This is a genomic window from uncultured Formosa sp., assembly GCF_947500765.1.
In the GTDB taxonomy this organism is placed as follows: Bacteria; Bacteroidota; Bacteroidia; order Flavobacteriales; family Flavobacteriaceae; genus Formosa.
In genome coordinates this window covers 239,959-258,304 of the sequence record NZ_CANMTH010000004.1, presented here as the reverse complement: position 1 = coordinate 258,304, position 18,346 = coordinate 239,959, and the positions used below count along the sequence as shown (strand labels likewise).

At 32.3% G+C, this 18,346-nt stretch carries 13 protein-coding genes and 1 other RNA gene; 13 read left to right on the top strand and 1 reads right to left on the bottom strand.

Annotated elements, in window-relative coordinates; all coding sequences use genetic code 11:
* Nucleotides 1-8 precede the first annotated feature (8 nt).
* The 12 genes from Q1B05_RS10040 to Q1B05_RS09995 all read left to right on the top strand — a co-directional run bounded on the left by Q1B05_RS10040 (nucleotide 9) and on the right by Q1B05_RS09995 (nucleotide 16,194).
* Nucleotides 9-809 (top strand): prolyl oligopeptidase family serine peptidase, encoded by an 801-nt coding sequence (locus tag Q1B05_RS10040; protein WP_299780231.1) that lies wholly within the window; start codon nucleotides 9-11, stop codon nucleotides 807-809.
* Nucleotides 810-815: 6 nt separating this feature from the next.
* Nucleotides 816-3,164, top strand: coding sequence for a beta-glucosidase BglX (gene bglX / locus Q1B05_RS10035; protein WP_299780228.1), 2,349 nt, complete (start codon nucleotides 816-818; stop codon nucleotides 3,162-3,164).
* Nucleotides 3,165-3,477: 313 nt separating this feature from the next.
* On the top strand, nucleotides 3,478-5,325 hold the full coding sequence (locus tag Q1B05_RS10030) for a family 43 glycosylhydrolase (protein WP_299780226.1): 1,848 nt from the start codon (nucleotides 3,478-3,480) through the stop codon (nucleotides 5,323-5,325).
* A 113-nt stretch (nucleotides 5,326-5,438) separates the two neighbouring features.
* On the top strand, nucleotides 5,439-6,818 hold the full coding sequence (locus Q1B05_RS10025) for a sugar porter family MFS transporter (RefSeq protein ID WP_299780224.1): 1,380 nt from the start codon (nucleotides 5,439-5,441) through the stop codon (nucleotides 6,816-6,818).
* A gap of 504 nt (nucleotides 6,819-7,322) precedes the next feature.
* Nucleotides 7,323-8,915 carry a DUF5060 domain-containing protein gene (locus Q1B05_RS10020; RefSeq protein WP_299780222.1) on the top strand — a complete coding sequence of 531 codons (1,593 nt, stop codon included), beginning with the start codon at nucleotides 7,323-7,325 and terminating at the stop codon, nucleotides 8,913-8,915.
* A gap of 93 nt (nucleotides 8,916-9,008) precedes the next feature.
* Nucleotides 9,009-9,140 (top strand): hypothetical protein, encoded by a 132-nt coding sequence (locus Q1B05_RS10015; protein ID WP_299780220.1) that lies wholly within the window; start codon nucleotides 9,009-9,011, stop codon nucleotides 9,138-9,140.
* A 12-nt stretch (nucleotides 9,141-9,152) separates the two neighbouring features.
* Entirely contained in the window at nucleotides 9,153-9,524 is a 372-nt protein-coding gene (locus tag Q1B05_RS18705; protein ID WP_366944362.1) for a GNAT family N-acetyltransferase, read from the top strand.
* A gap of 172 nt (nucleotides 9,525-9,696) precedes the next feature.
* Nucleotides 9,697-9,972 (top strand): hypothetical protein, encoded by a 276-nt coding sequence (locus Q1B05_RS10010; RefSeq protein ID WP_299780218.1) that lies wholly within the window; start codon nucleotides 9,697-9,699, stop codon nucleotides 9,970-9,972.
* Between the two features lie 50 nt (nucleotides 9,973-10,022).
* Entirely contained in the window at nucleotides 10,023-10,535 is a 513-nt protein-coding gene (locus tag Q1B05_RS10005) for a hypothetical protein (protein ID WP_299780216.1), read from the top strand.
* A 254-nt stretch (nucleotides 10,536-10,789) separates the two neighbouring features.
* Nucleotides 10,790-10,888, top strand: a complete 99-nt coding sequence (locus tag Q1B05_RS18700; RefSeq protein WP_366944358.1) for a hypothetical protein — start codon at nucleotides 10,790-10,792, stop codon at nucleotides 10,886-10,888.
* A 235-nt stretch (nucleotides 10,889-11,123) separates the two neighbouring features.
* Entirely contained in the window at nucleotides 11,124-12,446 is a 1,323-nt protein-coding gene (locus tag Q1B05_RS10000; protein WP_299780214.1) for a glycoside hydrolase family 2 TIM barrel-domain containing protein, read from the top strand.
* Complete coding sequence (locus Q1B05_RS09995) at nucleotides 12,436-16,194, top strand: glycosyltransferase family 2 protein (protein ID WP_299780212.1); 3,759 nt, start codon at nucleotides 12,436-12,438, stop codon at nucleotides 16,192-16,194. Before Q1B05_RS10000 ends, Q1B05_RS09995 begins: the two co-directional genes overlap by 11 nt.
* Nucleotides 16,195-16,403: 209 nt before the next feature.
* Here Q1B05_RS09995 and ssrA read toward each other — a convergent pair.
* Nucleotides 16,404-16,799: a transfer-messenger RNA gene (gene ssrA / locus Q1B05_RS09990) on the bottom strand.
* Nucleotides 16,800-17,039: 240 nt separating this feature from the next.
* On the opposite strand from ssrA, the gene Q1B05_RS09985 reads away from it, so the two are divergent.
* The gene (locus tag Q1B05_RS09985; RefSeq protein WP_299780209.1) at nucleotides 17,040-18,245 is read left to right on the top strand and encodes an NAD(P)-dependent oxidoreductase; all 1,206 of its coding nucleotides are present in this window, start codon (nucleotides 17,040-17,042) and stop codon (nucleotides 18,243-18,245) included.
* Nucleotides 18,246-18,346: the final 101 nt, after the last annotated feature.

The following is an 18,346-nucleotide window of genomic DNA, read 5'->3' as shown; positions in this document are numbered from 1 at the left end:
TTTTAAAGATGAAGTTAAAGCCTTTTATAATAACAATATACTTAGTATTTGCAACACCTTTTTTAATACGAGCACAGGAATTAAAAAAGACCGAAGATTTGTTTTTAATTAAAACTCATATTGTTAATACAGATACGCTTAAATACAGAATGCTTTTACCTAAAGATTTTTCTGAAGATAAAACGTACCCTTTGGTGTTATTCCTTCATGGAGCAGGGGAGCGCGGTAATGACAATAAAACACAACTAATAAATGGGAGCGATTTATTTTTAAATGAAACCACTAGAGATTCATTTCCTGCAATAGTTGTTTTTCCACAATGTCCTAAAAATGAGTATTGGGCAAAAGTAGAAGCAGATCGTTCTACTAAACCCATTACATTTAAATACAAATACAAAGAAACTCCTACCAAACCCATGGCTTTGGTAATGGATTTAATGGATACAATGGCTAAAAAACCATTTATAAAAACAAATCAAATTTACGTCATGGGCTTATCTATGGGCGGTATGGGGACATTTGAAATTATTTATAGAAAACCAGAGCTATTTGCTGCTGCTATTCCTATTTGTGGAGGCGCAGATCCGGAATCTGTATTAGCATATGCTAAAAGTATTCCGTTATGGGTTTTTCATGGTGCAAAAGACGATGTTGTAGATCCAAATTTATCTATAAATATGGTATCTGCAATTTTTAATAATGGAGGATTTCCAAGGTTTACACTATTTGACTTTGCAAATCATAATAGTTGGGATCCTGCTTTTGCGGAACCCGAATTACTAACATGGCTTTTCTCTAAATCAAAATAAAATATAATGACAAAACAATTTATTTTAAACATAACAAGTATTCTAATTATAGCAATACTAGTTTCGAGCTGTAACTCTAAAAGCAATACAGATCCGAGTTCTAAAACAGTTACAGCTACCGAAAATCCATTTGCGTCAAAAGTTGATTCAATTTTAAAATTGATGACGATAGATGAGAAATTAGGACAACTTAACTTACCAACTTCTGGAGATATTACAACTGGAGCTGCTAAAGGTTCTGATGTTGGAGAACGTATTAAAGAAGGTAAAGTTGGAGGTTTATTCAATATTAAAACGGCAGAAAAGATTTATGAAGTTCAGAAAATTGCTGTTGAACAAAGCAGATTAGGTATTCCTTTAATTTTTGGAATGGATGTTATTCATGGCTATAAAACAACCTTTCCAATTCCTTTAGGACTATCAAGTTCTTGGGATATGAAAATGATTGAAAAAACAGCTCGAGTAGCAGCGATAGAAGCGAGTGCAGACGGCATTAACTGGACGTTTTCTCCAATGGTAGATATTTCTAGAGACCCACGTTGGGGACGCGTTTCCGAAGGTAATGGAGAAGATCCATATTTAGGGAGCGCTATTGCTAGAGCAATGGTAACCGGATATCAATCAGACGACTTGTCTTCAAATAATACGCTTATGTCTTGTGTAAAACACTTTGCTCTTTATGGCGCTGTAGAAGCTGGTAGAGATTATAATACGGTAGATATGAGTAGAGTTAGAATGTATAATGAATACTTAGCGCCTTATAAAGCAGCTATAGGTGCTGGAGTAGGTTCCGTAATGGCTTCATTTAACGAGGTAGACGGTATTCCTGCTACAGGAAATAAGTGGCTACTTACAGATTTATTAAGAGACGATTGGGGGTTTAATGGATTTGTTGTAACTGATTATACTGGAATTTATGAAATGATAGCACATGGTGTAGGCGATAAATATGCAGTTTCAGAACAAGCATTAAAAGCAGGTGTAGATATGGATATGGCAGGCGATTCACCTTCAATTCCTGCTGCATTTATAAAAACATTAAAAGAATCTTACGAAAACGGTAAGGTATCTATGGATGACATTGATACGGCAGTAAAACGTATATTAACTGCAAAATATCAATTAGGATTGTTTGACGATCCTTATAAATATTGTGATACTAATCGTGCTAAAACTGAAATATTCACTCCAGAACATAAAGCCTTTGCGCGTAAAGTTTCTGCAGAATCTATGGTATTGCTTAAAAATGAAGATCAATTACTTCCGCTTAAAAAATCTGGAACAATTGCTTTAATTGGACCCCTAGCAAAAGCAACGAATAATATGGCTGGAACTTGGAGTGTGGCTACAGATCAGGAAAATTCTAATTCTGTGTTCGATGGCTTAAAAGAAGTTATTGGCGATAAAGCAACTATGTTATACGCTAAGGGAAGTAACATCTCTTACGATTTAGGACTAGAAGAACGTGGAACAATGTTTGGAAAAGACATTCCAAGAGATGGACGTACAGATAAACAATTGCTAGACGAGGCACTTCAAATTGCAGCGAAGTCTGATGTTATTGTGGCAACTATTGGAGAGTCTGCAGAATTAAGTGGTGAAAGCAGTAGTAGAACAGATCTTGGTATTCCGCAAGTTCAAAAAGATCTACTGAATGCGTTACTAAAAACAGGAAAGCCTGTTGTTTTAGTACTGTTTACGGGAAGACCTTTAGTTTTGGTTGAAGAAAACGAAAATGTACCAGCCATACTTAATGCATGGTTTCCTGGAAGTGAAGCTGGTTTAGCAATTTCTGATGTATTGTTCGGAGATGTTAACCCTTCAGGGAAATTAACCGCTACGTTTCCTAGAAATGTAGGTCAGGTGCCATTATTTTACAATCATAAAAATACAGGAAGACCGCTTGGAAATTCTGAAGGGAAATTCGAAAAATTTAAAAGTAATTATATCGATGTTCGTAATGAACCTTTGTATCCTTTTGGATATGGGTTAAGTTACACCACATTCGATTATAGTAACCTGAAATTAGATAAGTCTACCATAAATATGGATGGCGAAATTAATGTATCTGTAGAGGTGACTAATTCAGGAGATTACGACGGGAAAGAAGTGGTTCAGTTATATATAAGGGATGTTGTAGGTTCTATAACACGACCAGTAAAAGAATTAAAAGGCTTTCAAAAAGTATTGATTAAAAAAGGAGAAACTCAAACCATAACGTTCAAAATATCTGTTGAAGATTTAAAATTCTATAATTCAGATTTAGATTTTGTAGCAGAACCTGGACAGTTTCAAGTATTTGTAGGAACAAATTCAGATACTAAAATGATGAAAGCATTTGAATTGACTAAATAAAAACACAGTAATTAACTAATTGCAATCTTATGCCACACATATATTTTAAGTTTTACCCCCTATTCTTAATATTTTGTGTGGCTTTTACGTGTCAGATTACGACACTATTTAGCAATTTGGAAGTGAAGCTTTCAGAAGAGAAAATTGATTTCCTAACAAGAATAAGACCTTTAAGCAGTCTATCACGTTATAGAAAAAGAATGACAACACGCACCAAAAGATAAAGTAGATCGTGCGTATAAACAGTTTGAAAGATTAAGAGGGTAGTACGTCTCTTAATCAATTAACTTAAAAAGATACTAAATTATATATCATGAAAAATTTACTTTTTTTATTCACTATAGTATTATTTTTTTCTTGTAATAATGAAAAGAATCAGAATGTAGAACGCCTTTCTAATACAACGCTAAAGACAGAGATAAATAAAGAGTCTGAAACGTATATTAATCCATTAGATATTGATTATACCTATATGGTTTATAATTCAAGTCAAAATAAATCATATCGCTCAGGAGCAGATCCTGCGGTTATAGAATTTAAAGGTGAGTATTATATGTTTGTAACACGTTCTTTTGGCTATTGGCATTCTACCGACTTGGTAAACTGGAATTTTATTAAACCAGAACAATGGTTTTTTGAAGGAAGTAATGCACCTACAGCTTTTAACTATAAAGATTCGTTAGTGTACTTCGCTGGTAATCCTGCAGGTTACGGAAGTATTCTTTACACAGATAATCCAAAAGAAGGGAAATGGACACCAACCGCATCTATATCTACCGACATTCAAGATTCAGAATTATTTATAGATGACGATGGAGAAACCTATTTGTATTGGGGGTCTTCTAATGTGAATCCGCTACATGTAAAAATGTTGAACAAGGACGATCGTTTTTTAGAAACAGGAGTGCGTAAAACATTGTTTAATCTCGACGAAGAAGTACATGGTTGGGAGCGTTTTGGTGAAAATAACTTTCATCCAACTTTAAAGGAAGGGTATATGGAAGGTGCCTCTATGACCAAACACAACGGAAAATATTATTTGCAATATGCCGCACCAGGAACACAATTTAATGTATATGCTGATGGGGTTTATATTGGAGATACACCATTAGGGCCTTTTACATATATGAAAAATAATCCGATGAGTTTTAAACCAGGCGGATTTACTAATGGTGCAGGACACGGAATAACGGTGAAGCAAACCAACGGACAATATTGGCACTTTGCAACGATGGCACTTGCTTCTAATTCGCAATGGGAACGCCGCTTATGTATGTTTCCTACCTATTTTGATGCCGATGGCTTGATGTATAGCAACACAGCTTATGGAGATTATCCGCGTTTTGGGGCCAATCACCCAACCAAAGCAGGACAACATAATGGTTGGATGTTATTGTCGTATAAAGGAGGTGTTACAGTCTCTTCTTCATTGATGCAGATTAAGAAATTTACCTCTGATGATGATGATGTAGAAGTTACAGAATTGCCGTTAGAAAAAAATAATGATGGTCAAATAATCTCTAAAGTATTAACAGATGAAAATCCTAAAACATTTTGGGTTGCTGATGCAAATGATGATACCCAATGGATAACAATTGAAATGCTAAAACCTGGAAATATTAATGCTTTTCAATTAAATTTTCATGATTATGAATCAGGGATTTATACGCGTACCGAAGGATTAAAACATCAATTTACTATTGAAACTTCTGAAGATGGCGTTAATTGGCAAACCGTTGTAGATAGAAGTACGAGCAAAAAAGATACACCCAATGCCTACATTGTATTAAATGACCCTGTAAAAGCAAAGTATGTACGTTATAACAATATAAAAGTGCCAGGGACAAATTTTGCCATGTCAGAATTTAGAGTCTTTGGATTAGGACTAGAAGACAAACCTGAAAATGTTACAGGATTTACAGTGAAAAGAGAAGAAGATCGCAGAGATGTATTCTTTTCGTGGAATCCTGTTAAAGGTGCTCAAGGGTATAATATCCGTTGGGGAATTGCTAAAGACAAATTATACCAGTCATGGCAAGTTTACGATACAAATGAACACTTTATGCGTTGTTTAGATCGTGATACGCCGTATTATTTTACGATTGAAGCATTTAATGAAAATGGAATTTCAGTAAAAAGTGATATTCTTTTTACAAAGTAAATAGTAACAAACCTAATAATTTTAGGTGCTCTAAAACATCATAAGAACTATGATAAGGTTAGATCACTTTTTAATAATTATCTATACAGACAAATACACTAAAACTAAAAAAAATGAAAAAAAGTCTTTTCTTATTATTAATCGCTGCAGTTTCCGCTTTAGGAGGCTTACTCTTTGGTTATGATACTGGAGTTATTAACGGAGCACAATTTTATCTTACAGAATACTTTCATTTAAGCGATGCTTTAAAAGGATGGGTTGTAGGAAGTGCTCTTTTAGGATGTTTTGTAGGGGCAATTATTGCTGGACCTTTAAGTATTAAGATTGGTAGAAAAAAATCTTTAATCATATCGGCTGTGTTTTTTACGCTTTCAGCTTATGGGTCTGGTTTGCCAGAACTATTGCCGCAAACGGTGAGTATGTTGGTTGTTTTTAGAATTATTGGAGGATTAGGTATTGGTGTAGCATCAATGAATGCACCTATGTATATCGCAGAAATAGCCCCTTCAAATATTCGTGGCCGTATGGTTACGTATTATCAATTAGCTATTGTTATTGGCTTTTTTGTGGTCTTTTTAGCAACTTATTTTATTGGTAGTGATTTAAGCGTAGCCGAGAATATAGAATTCGGGTGGCGTCGTATGTTTTGGTCGGAGTTAATCCCTAGTATTTTATTTTTAGTACTCTTATTTATTGTGCCAAAAAGTCCAAGATGGTTGGCTTTAAAAGGAAGAGATAAAGACGCTTTAGAAGTTTTACAGAAAATTAATGGAGGCGATATCGCTACAAAAGAAATGGCTAATATTAAAGCCTCTTTAAATGAAGCTAACGATGGTGTTGAGGTGAGTTATTTCTCTAAAGCAATCCTAGGAATTATTGCTATCGGTACTGCGCTTTCTATATTGCAACAATTCACAGGAATTAATGCAGTATTGTATTACGGTGCAGATATTTTTGAAAAAGCACTAGGCTTTGGGAAAGAAGATGTGCTTTTGCAACAAATATTACTAGCTTTTGTGAATTTAGTATTCACTTTTGTAGCCATGTTTACTGTAGATAAATTTGGAAGAAAACCATTACTTTACATTGGTTCTGTTGGGATGGTAATTGGTTTTTTATTATTAGGAATTACACTACAACAGCAAAATGTGGGTATGCTATCATTAATAGGTGTATTGGTTTTTATTGCGTCTTTCGCATTGTCTATGGGACCAGTTGTCTGGGTTTTATTATCAGAAATGTTTCCAAATAAAATAAGAAGTGTTGCTATGTCTGTGGCTGTTGCAGCACAATGGGCCGCAAATTATGTTGTATCGCAGTCTTTTCCAATTGTTATGGGAAGTGAAACAAACAATAGCGCACCCTGGAATGGTTCTTTACCCTATTATATATTTATAGCGTTTATTTTAATAATAGTATTTGTTACCTATAAATTTTTACCTGAGACAAAAGGAAAATCTCTTGAAGAAATTGAAGGGTTCTGGAAGAAATAATTGATAAGATCTTAAAATTCACTTTTCCTTTTAAAGGATTAAAACAAAAAGCTCTGAAAACTAATCACTAGTTTTTAGAGCTTTTTTTAGTAGATGTTTTTTGAAATTAATTAAGCTATAATGTTTTATAATAGTAGTTTAATAGGTGTCTGTTTGTAATCAATTGATAATAATTTATTTTTCAAAGTAAAAAAGAACTTTAACTTCAGAAGATTTATTGAATCCTTATTCCTTTCTATATGTTTTGAAGTTACACCAAGTAGATTCTATTTTAAAAGGACATAAAAAACATACTCGTTTGGCATAGTCATTTCATTCAGAATATTGCATATTAAATGACGAATTTGACTGATTAGGTTTCTCAATAGAAATATTCTCGATAATTGATCCATACCTACTAGAAAAAGATACTACACATTAATACTTTTACACTCAATATTTTAAAAAACACTTTCTTATTTAAAAGTAATACGGTAGATTAGTTTTAAATAAATTAAACAAAACATGAAAAAGGTAATAGTATGTGCGCTCTTATTTTTATTTATACTAGGTAATTCATTTGCTAAAAATGGTATTCAAGTACATAAGTGGGAAACAGTTGATTTATCGTTTACAGCAAAAGGAAACATTGATACCCCTTTTCAGGTGGAAATATCTTGTAGTTTTAAAGGGCCTGACGGTTCTCAAATAACCGTACCAGGCTTTTATAATGGAAATAATGAATGGCTTGTACGTTTTAATCCAAACAAAGAAGGACTTTGGACTTCGATTAGCAGCTCTTCGCTTAAAAAAATTAATGGTATTAAGCATGTTATTGAAGTGCAACCTGCAAAAGAAGGGGTTCATGGAGGTGTTACGGTTAGTGATACAGATGCTCAGAAACTTGTATATGAGGATGGTACACCGTATAATCTAGTCGCAAATGAGGTGGACTGGTTGTTTGCCTTAGACTATGGTAACCCAGATTTAACAAAAACAAAAACCTTAGTAGAAGCCATTTCAGCTAATGGTTTTAACCAAATTATAATGAATGTATACGCTTATGATTTGGATTGGAAACAAAGTAAAAACATCGACCCTAAGTGGGATTTTGGATCAAAAAAAGAAATATTTCCCTTTTTAGGAGATAATGATAATCCAGATTATTCAGCACTAAATATAGAATTCTTTAAGCATTACGATCGCGTAATTAACTTACTTGAGGAGCATGGAATCGTTGCGCATATTATGATTTATGTTTGGAACAAAATGGTAAACTGGCCAAAAGCGAATTCGGAGGCAGATAATATGTATTTTGATTATGTAGTAAAAAGATACCAAGCTAAAAACAACGTTATTTGGGATATTTCTAAGGAAGCATTGCGCTATGGATACGATGATCCTAATTATATCACAGAGCGGATAGATAGGTTAAAAAAACAAGATGCGTATAACCGATTGGTAACAGTACATGATTTTGATTACTGTGAGGCTAATCCTGATAAAGTTGATATTATTTCAGCACAATTTTGGCATTCAAATATCTATAATAAAATGCTTGAGCTGAAAGAACGATATCCTAATAAACCAATTATTAATTTAGAAAATGGTGCTTATGAAGAGTGTGAATATGATATTTTTCTCGATAGTAATTACAATAACCCAAGGTCGGGTATAGAAAGAAATTATAAATGTGCTTTTGCCGGAACTTATACTAGTTATTATTGGCAAGGAACGGCATGGAATATAGTAATATATGACCCTTTTTCAGAGGATGTCAAGATTCAGCCAAAATTTGAATACTATAAATATTTACATGAGTTTCTAGATAAAATTAACTTCGAGAAGCTTAAACCGAGTGATCGATATAGTTCAAGCGGCTATTGTCTAGCGAATAATAAAGACGGAGAATATGTATATTACGTGCCTAAAGATAATAGTGCGTTAGCTGTAAAAGGTTTGCCTAAATCTGAAAAATTGCAAATACAATGGTTTAATCCTCTTACAGGAGTATATACAGAACCTTATAAAGTAAACTATAAAGGCTGGCTAGTGCTGAATCCTGAATTTGAAGGCATTGACAATGTACTTATTGTGAAATTAATTAATAGCATTTAGTTAAAAATATATGCCTAGAATTCATGAATAATTTAAACACAAACCCTTACTAATTTTAAAGAATGAGAGTAAAAAATATTATAAATTAAACTAATGATTAAAATAGTAAAAGCAAGTATTGAACATTCTGAACTAATTTCTAAAATTGGAAAAAAAGCATTTCTAGAATCTCACGGACATAACGCATCAACAAAAGATCTTAATAGTTTTATATCAAAAACGTAAACTCAGAAGAGTATCTCTAAAGAGTTTGAAAACACTAAAATACAATATCATATTATCTATTTCAATGATAAAGTTGTTGGGTTTTCAAAGATTGAATTAAATACACCTAATAAAGACATAAATGATTTAAACATAACAAAGCTTGATAGACTATATCTTTTAGAAGCATTTCATGGACAAAAATTAGGTTCAAAATTATTCGATTTTAATATTCAATTGTCAAAAAATGAAGATCAGAACGGTATTTGGCTGGCTGCTTGGATAGAAAATCAAAAAGCTATAAATTTTTATACTAAAATGGGATTTAAAATTGTAGGAAAATATAATTTCAAAATATCCGAAACACGATCAAATCCAAATCACATCATGTTTCTTAAATACTAATTATATGAGTTAATAAAGAATAGAGATAAAAAAGAAATTTATTCTTCAAAACATATATGCATCAATCAAATTAAGATTACAAATTTAATTGATACGGAGCTTTTTTTATTAGTTTATTGTATTGAATAAATAATTAGAACCACTAAATAAGGATAATTTAAAATAAAAAATAATGACTGAAATCGATATTGAAGAATTTGGAAAGCAATATAAAGACAAGAGTTTTTCAGAAATTATGGCAATTGCTAATAACGAAGATAAAAAAGGATCAGCAGAATTATTTTTTATCGAGATTATAAAATGTGGTAAAAATTTAGAAGATGCAGATAAGGAATTTCTTGAAATTTCTGAAAAAATTATAGAATCTTTATTAGATAATTCTAAAGTAATAGATAAAGATTTACTTCTTTATTTAGGCAGAATTAATAATGGTTTAAAAAAATATTAAGTGTGATTACTTCTTATATATAGGCCGTCTTTATTAATAATTTTAGAATAATGAAAATAAATAAGATAGTATTATTTAGTATATTCTTGGTTTTCTCTTTTGCTTATGGACAAAATACAAGATTAAAATGCTCAGAAAATGAAGATTTTAATACTGAAATCAATGATTTATACAATCATTTAAACTTTATGGTCGACATGGAGGGGTATAACCCAACAATTAATTCTGAATCATATTACTTTTTAGTTTCTGGTCATGGTGAAGTATATTATTCTTATGCTGCTTTAATTATACCTTCAAAAAATAAAACGACTGTTTATCAATTGTCTTCTGGAGGATATGTGGTTAAAGAGATTTATAATGAGTTTCTTAGAAGGCAAACTATTGTAAATTTTATAAATGAAAGTAGTAAAGGGGAGGATGATGTTTTGCCAAATGAAATTTATGTATTTATCTCAACAAAACCTGGTGAGTCAGATACCTGTGAATTTATTATAGGAAGTTCGACTGGTTTCCCTCTTAATAATGGGAGGCTATTAGATTTTAAAAATATTTTAGAATGAATTAAATAAGTGAATATGGTTTTAAGAATACGATGCTTGATCTATTTTATTGAAATCATTCATATTATCAAAAGTTACCGTTTTCAGTATTTCTTTTTTTTAGGAAAAGTAAATAGATAAAGACGAAAAAAAAATTAAAGTTTTTTTCTAATAAACATAATAAAATGGCCGAAGAAACAAATTTATCCCAATTATTAAAAGGAATGACATCAAAACTAAACGATGGATAATATGTTTTTTTAACTGTAAAAGATTTGAGTAAGATTGATAGGAGTGATACTATTTGTGAATTCAAAGAACTAGAAGGAACAACTGTTGTAATTGAGAGACAAAAGCAGATGTCCTTAATTTAAATTATGAATTTATTGCATCTTGAATTACATTACAAATTCAATTGATTTAGTTACTTATTGGGTTGAATAGATAATTAGAACCACTTGATGAAAAAAGTTTACTAAATCAAGCTAATTATATACTGAGATTAAAAGCACGCTTTTAATCTATAATTTTTAGTAGTTTAACTGTAATAGCTATGTGTAAAAGAAATTATTCTTTAAATTGTTTAGTGGTAGCACGTTAAACGGATTTATGAGAAAATATTTTTATGGTATAGTTTTAATTGGATTTCTTGTTGTAGTCATTCTGTTATATTTTAATTATTCAAGAACTTATAATGTAGATATAACAAAAAGTGTATATCTGCAAAACACACCCACAGGTAAACAACTTATACGCCATGGATCTCCTTTTTATATTAAAGGGGTATCTGGAACGTCGTATTTTAAAGCATTAGCCGAAATAGGGGGGAATACAGTAAGAGTGTACGATACCACTAATATCGCTCGTGTTTTAGATGAAGCACAGCACTATAATTTGGCTGTTATTGTAGATATACCGTTACCTATATATGGAAAATCTTATAATCCATATAAAGAAGAATCGTATTGTGTGCAAGTGCAAAAAGATGTTAAACGGTTTGTAAATACACATAAAAATCATCCGGCATTATTAATTTGGAATCTAGGGAATGAGTTAAATTATCCGCTAGTTACTAAAAAGAATAACTTTATAAACACATTTAACGCGTTAATAGATGTTATCCATCTAGAAGATCCAAACCATCTTGTAGGAACGACTATAAGTGGAACATCTAGAGGGCAAACCTTAGGAATCTATTTACATTCTCCAAATATAGATGTTTTGGGGTTTAATGTATTTAGTAATCTTAAAGATTTAAACGCCTTAAACTTAAAAATTTCTTTAGTCACAGAACCCATTCCGTATTATGTAAGTGAGTGGGGTATTAATGGCCCTTGGGAATCTACAGAAAATGAGTGGAAAGCAATTCTAGAGTTAAATAGTACCCAAAAGGGAGCCGTTTACAAACAGCGATATGAAGATTATATACAAAACGATGATTTAAGTCTTGGTAGTTTGGCTTTTTATTGGGGCACAAAAATAGAAGGTACGCCAACATGGTTTAATATTTTTGATGCAGCTGGGCGAAAGTCGCAAACATTCTATGATTTACAGGCGCTATGGCGTATATCAGATCATGCAATACCATTACCGCCTCAGGTAGATGGCATGGTCTTAAAAGGGAAGACAGACCAAGAGCCCATTATACTGAAACCAAAGGATACTGTAAAAGCACAAATTCGTGTGCAAGATGTACAGGATACAACCCTAGTTTATAAATGGGAACTATATAAAGAAGGGTGGGGCAATCAAGAATGGATCTATGAGACGTCTTTAAATACATTTCAAATAGATGAAATTGGCAAAGGTTATACCACACGTTTTGTTGTTCCTAAGAAAGCGGGGCCTTATCGCTTGTTTGCGTATGTTTATGATACCCACAATAATTTTTCAACAGCCAATATTCCGTTTTACGTATTAGATGACAGATAATAACAAACTTAAAGCACCCAATAAAAAGGAGGTTATAATGCTAAGAATAATGATTCTTATAGGCTTATTAAGCATCATTAATTTCTTTTATTGGTTTTCTAATAAAAGTCTGATAGATAATGTGTTCCTCTATGTGTTGTTACTGCTCCTTATTGGTTTCGATTGTTTTAGGGTACTTTATATATGGTACCATTATTGGAATATGAGTATTCCTAAAAAACCAACGCTTACAAAACCCTTTTCTGTAGATGTTTTAACAACCTATTTTCCAGGAGAACCCATAGAAATGGTTACCGAAACGTTACGCGCAATAAAAAAGATGAGACACCCTCATACCACCTATTTGTGCGATGAAGCCAATGATGATTATTTAAAAACATTTTGTTTAGAGCATGATATAATTCATGTCACTAGAAGCGTTAGAATAGATGCAAAAGCGGGTAATATAAATAATGCATTGCAACAAGCTACAGGCGATTTATGTCTTATTCTAGATCCCGACCATGTGCCTTCTGAAGATTTTTTAGAAGAAGTGATACCTTATTTCCAAGACGATGGTATTGGTTTTGTGCAGACCGTTCAGGCGTATTATAATATTGAAGAGTCTAATGTCGCAGCAGGCGCGGCAGAACAAACCTTTCACTTTTATGGCCCTTTAATGATGGGGATGAATTCTTATGGAACCGTAAATGCCATCGGAGCCAATTGCGTATTTAGACGAGCCGCATTAAACTCTATAGGCGGGCATGCCCCCGGATTATCTGAAGATCTACACACCGCCATGCTACTTCATGCTAAAGGATGGAAATCTATATATGTCCCTGAATCTTTTACAAAAGGATTAGTTCCAGCAACATTAACCTCTTACTATCAGCAGCAATTAAAATGGTCTAAAGGGACCTTTGAATTGTTAACAGATGTGTATCCTAAATTATTTAAACAATTTACTTGGCGGCAAAAGTTGCATTATGGGGTGTTACCGCTGCATTACTTGTCTGGTCTTATGTTTATGATAAGTTTTATAATTCCTATTATAGCGCTATTTTTTTCAGTTACACCTTGGAAAGGGAATATTTTAAATTTTGGATTACTTGTTTGTCCGATATTAGCAAGTATACTTCTCATTCGATTCTATGTTCAGCAATGGGTAATCAATAAAAATGAAAGAGGTGTACATCTTATAGGAGGTTTATTATTACAATGTGCCTGGTGGGTTTTTTTAATAGGTGTACTATATACTTTTATTCGAAAAAAGGTGCTTTATATTCCAACTCCAAAATCTGATAAAGCGATTACTCGATTAGGCATCATTTTACCAAATATAAGCATTGCTATAATTTCCGTGATAGCGGTAATTTATGGCTTATATGCAGATTTTACTCCGTTTTCAATACTTATGGCTGCTTTTGCTTTATGGAATTCGAGTATTCTACTTTACACTTTAAGTTTTGCTTACGAAAAAAGAAGTTTTATAAATTTTGAAGACTTTCTTGATATGCAAAAACAAGTTATATCCAATACTAAACGGGAAAAAGTATTTAAAATCTTAAATAATTGGGCATTAATCTTGCTGTCGGTTGTTTTGGTGTGCTGTGTTGTTTTGCAATACGATAAAGAACAAATAAAAATACATGGTGTAGATTATGAAAAACCGAAACTAGAACATGTTAAGTATGTGGGGGCATTTGCACCAGATAAAGATAACGGTGTTTCGGTGGATAAAAAGATTAGTGAAGTCGAGCAGATATTAGATAAAAAAATGGATATTATTTCGTTTTATATAGCTTGGGATAAAACTATTGATTCCGGTTTTTTTAATAAAACATTAGACTCTGTTTATAATAAAGGAGCAATCCCCATGATTACATGGGAACCTTGGTTAAACACCTTTTTAGATAGTGTACCCGAAAATAAGCATGTTAACACGTTAATTATCGCTGGTTACCTAGATACGTATATAAACGCCTTTGCGCTTGAATTAAAAAAGTTAAATAAACCGGTGTTCTTAAGGTACTCACACGAATTCGATAATCCTTTTTACCCGTGGTATGATAATACCGAAGTAGCGTCTACAACCTTTAAAGAGGCTTGGAGACATGTCCATGATATTTTTAGAGAAAATGGCGTAGGAAAGGTAATATGGGTTTGGAATCCCTGGAAGGCTAAAAATGTAAAAGCATTTTATCCCGGTCCGGAATATGTAGATTGGTTTGGGGTTAATATTTTAAACTATGCAACATTAAAAGATCCGGAAAATTGGTATAGTTTTAAACAGTTATACGATTCTTTTCATAATGCTTTTAAAACCTTGCCCGAAACACCTGTTATGATTTCGGAGTTTGGCGTTTTAAAGGATGGCGATAATCAAAGAAAATGGTTTTCAAGCGCATTTAATACCTTAAATTATGAGTTTGATGAAATACGTGCTATAGTCTATTTTAATAGTAATTTGGATAATAATTTGCCAGAAGGCACTGAATCTTCAAGTTATTTTGATTGGACCATCTCTAAAGGCGATGTGCCTGTAAATGAGTTTAAAAATAAAGTGCAGTACAAAAAAAATAATCATGACCAGGTTTTAGAACCTAAACAAAAGGACACCAATATTAATTTAATACCTAATATAAAAGGGGTTAATTTAAAAAAAGGTAGAATTTGGAATCAAGATTACCATGTTTTAAGTCGACAAAATTTAATTACAGATTTTGAAAACATGAAAAAACTAGGACTAAACACCATACGGTTTACAGAAAATGCAACGTACGATTATAATGTTTTAAACTTAAGTGCAGCCTATAATTTAAACGTAAGCTATGGGTTTTGGATTCCAGAAAATATAAATTTTAGACGCGATACGATTAGGCTTAAACAACTTGAAAATAAAATTCTCGATAAGATTGCTAAGAATAATCATAGAACTAATATTATTACGTGGTCCATTCAAAATGATGTGTTATCAAATCAGAAAACTATTTTTAATAAACCAGAATTATTTTATCAGAACAAAGCCTATCTGTTATGGCTAAATAATCTTGTCATTAAGATAAAGAATATTGATTCTAAACGCCCTGTAATTTTGGATGTAGAGGTAAACAGTAAAAGTTATCATCATTTTAAATTGATTCAGGAATACTTGCCTAATATAGATGTATTGGGGTTAGTAGTTAGCAATACAGAGTATTTAGATGGTGTATTGGACTACGTGGCAGACGCTAATATTAATTACGAATTAAGTGCTATTGACACTGCAGATGCAGTAGATCTTATAGGTTTAGAACATAACACCTCTTTTTATCTAACAGAATGGCAAGACCAGTATGGTACTAATACGGTAACTTTTAATGGAGTAATAGATAGAAAAGGGAGGTCTAAATCTGATTATTTTAAATTATTAAACACTTTAAACATTGATGAAAAAAATACCGAATGTTTGAAAATTAATATATTAAAACCATCTCGATTACTTTATACTGCTCGTATGTTTACATATCATGCCATGATTTATAATCAGGAAAAAGACTGGATGTTTGGAAAAGATGTAGATGGCATACAGTTTGAATGGTCGTTAATTAAGTATGATGCCTTTGGAAATCCTATAACCATTCTAGATGTTGGGAATGAATCAAAAATAGAACTTGATATCCCAAACAACAATAAATTATACAAATTACTCCTTACGGTTATAGATGGAGATTGCGCTTCTACAATACTAACAACGCTTAATACGCCCTATAATACAAGAGGTTAATATTGTAAAGATAAAAGCGATATTATGCTAGTATGAGATAACATTGGTTTTTTTCGTTCTGTTTTAAAACTTGTATCCAATAAGATTTACAGAATTTATAGGAAAGTCTACATAATGTTTAAGCAGTGTTCTGTTTTTATCAATTAAAAAACTAAGCATTGTCAATACAAAACAAAAAGCCCCGTAAACACTAGGTTTACGGGGCTTAAAAGTGGAGTCGGAGAGAATCGAACTCTCGTCCAAACAAGTCATCAAAGGGCTTTCTACACGCTTATTCTTTTCTTGGGTTTTCGTTTGTAAGCTGGTTAAAGACAACCCACTTACAACTTATCTTCTTTAGTTTCAAAAACGAGTCAAAGCGCCTCATTTTCTATATTGACATTTACGATATCTCAAAATGGAACGCCGTCAATCAAGGCTTTCCGGAGACATAAAGCTTGTACACCTTGTGTACCTAGGCCAATCCTACTATAGTTCGGATTAAGCAGCTAAAGCGTAGTTATTCTCGCCGTTTAAAAGTGTGATCTAGCCTTTAACGTGTATCAAAATCATTACACGACGTGCTTACCGTTCAATAAATCTCGCTGTCAAAACCAGTCGACCCCATTATTGTAAGTATTTTGGCGTTCCCTTTCGGGCAGGCTTTACGCTGTATCTTTTTAATTGAAAAAATTAAAAAGGATGCCGCTTCAATCCTTAACGCAACTAATTTAATCCTGATAGTATAAGAAAAAATTAGGAATGCAAAGCTATTAAAAAATTTGTTTAAACTCGCAATTCCGTGTAATTTAGTGCAAAAGTTGTGCCAATGCCTCTAAGGTGTCAGAATATTAAAATCCGCTACTATGAAATTTGCTATTATTAAAGAACGTAAATCTCCGTTAGACAGACGTGTAGTGTTTTCTCCAAAGACTTTATTGCAAGTAAAACAGCAATATCCAGAGACTAAATTTAAAGTCGAAAAGTCTAAAATCAGAATATTTCCTGACGAAGTTTACAAACTGACAGGTTTTTCAGTAATGAAGGATGTCACAGACTCCGATGTATTTATTGGTGTCAATGAAGTTTCTGTAGAATCTTTAATTCCGAATAAATCATATTTTTTCTTTTCACATACCTTAAAAAAACAACCTTATAACAGGCCGTTGTTACAAGCTCTTTTAGATAAAAAAATTACATTTTACGATCATGAGGCGATAACCGATGTTAAAAATAACCGTTTAATAGGTTTTGGACGTTATGCAGGAATTGTAGGAGCTTATAATGGATTTAGAGCATGGGGTTTAAAATTTACTACATGGAATTTACCACAAGTAAACGCCTTAACAGATCAAAAGGCATTACAACTTCAACTTAAAAAATTACAAGTACCAAACATAAAAATTCTTTTAACGGGTCGCGGAAAAGTGGCTCTTGGTGCTATGGAAATATTAGAATTGCTTAAGATTCCGAAAGTAAGTGTAGATGATTATCTAACTAAAACGTTTACAACGCCTGTATATTGTAATATCGATTCTTTAGATTATAATGCACGTAAAGATGGCAAAGTAAAATCTGTTAGAGATTTTTTTAAAAATCCGAAACATTATCAATCTACATTTATGCGCTTTGTAACACAAACAGATATGTTAATTACAGGTCATTTTTATGGGAATAACTCTCCTGCTTTATTTACGAAAGCAGATGCTAAAAGCCCAGATTTTAATATAAAGGTGGTTGCAGATATCAGTTGCGATATTAATGGTGCAGTAGCATCAACTATTAGAGCATCTACAATAGAAAATCCTATCTATGGATACAATCCAGGAACAGGATTAGAAACAGATTTTAAAGATCCAGAAGCGATTGCTGTCATGGCTGTAAACAACTTGTCTAGCGAACTATCGTCTGATGCCAGTGTGTGGTTCGGGCAAATGTTTTTAAAACATGTCATACCAGCATTTTTTAATAATGATGCTGATGGTATTTTAGAACGTGCTCGCATGACACACAATGGAAAATTAACGCCTCGCTTTGCTTATTTACAAGACTATGTAGATGGTAAAGAGTAAGAATTGAAAACATTATAACTTTCAAATAAATATTAAAGAGCGTTATTCTAAAAAAGAGAACTATTTATATTCATATAAATAGTTCTCTTTTTTCATTTCAA

Coding starts and splice junctions, on each gene's coding strand:
- Q1B05_RS09985 (WP_299780209.1), top strand. CDS start 17,040: ATGAAATTTGCTATTATTAAAGAACGTAAATCTCCGTTAGACAGACGT.
- Q1B05_RS10005 (WP_299780216.1), top strand. CDS start 10,023: ATGAAAATAAATAAGATAGTATTATTTAGTATATTCTTGGTTTTCTCT.
- Q1B05_RS10025 (WP_299780224.1), top strand. CDS start 5,439: ATGAAAAAAAGTCTTTTCTTATTATTAATCGCTGCAGTTTCCGCTTTA.
- Q1B05_RS10010 (WP_299780218.1), top strand. CDS start 9,697: ATGACTGAAATCGATATTGAAGAATTTGGAAAGCAATATAAAGACAAG.
- bglX (WP_299780228.1), top strand. CDS start 816: ATGACAAAACAATTTATTTTAAACATAACAAGTATTCTAATTATAGCA.
- Q1B05_RS10030 (WP_299780226.1), top strand. CDS start 3,478: ATGAAAAATTTACTTTTTTTATTCACTATAGTATTATTTTTTTCTTGT.
- Q1B05_RS10000 (WP_299780214.1), top strand. CDS start 11,124: ATGAGAAAATATTTTTATGGTATAGTTTTAATTGGATTTCTTGTTGTA.
- Q1B05_RS10015 (WP_299780220.1), top strand. CDS start 9,009: ATGATTAAAATAGTAAAAGCAAGTATTGAACATTCTGAACTAATTTCT.
- Q1B05_RS10020 (WP_299780222.1), top strand. CDS start 7,323: ATGAAAAAGGTAATAGTATGTGCGCTCTTATTTTTATTTATACTAGGT.
- Q1B05_RS10040 (WP_299780231.1), top strand. CDS start 9: ATGAAGTTAAAGCCTTTTATAATAACAATATACTTAGTATTTGCAACA.
- Q1B05_RS09995 (WP_299780212.1), top strand. CDS start 12,436: ATGACAGATAATAACAAACTTAAAGCACCCAATAAAAAGGAGGTTATA.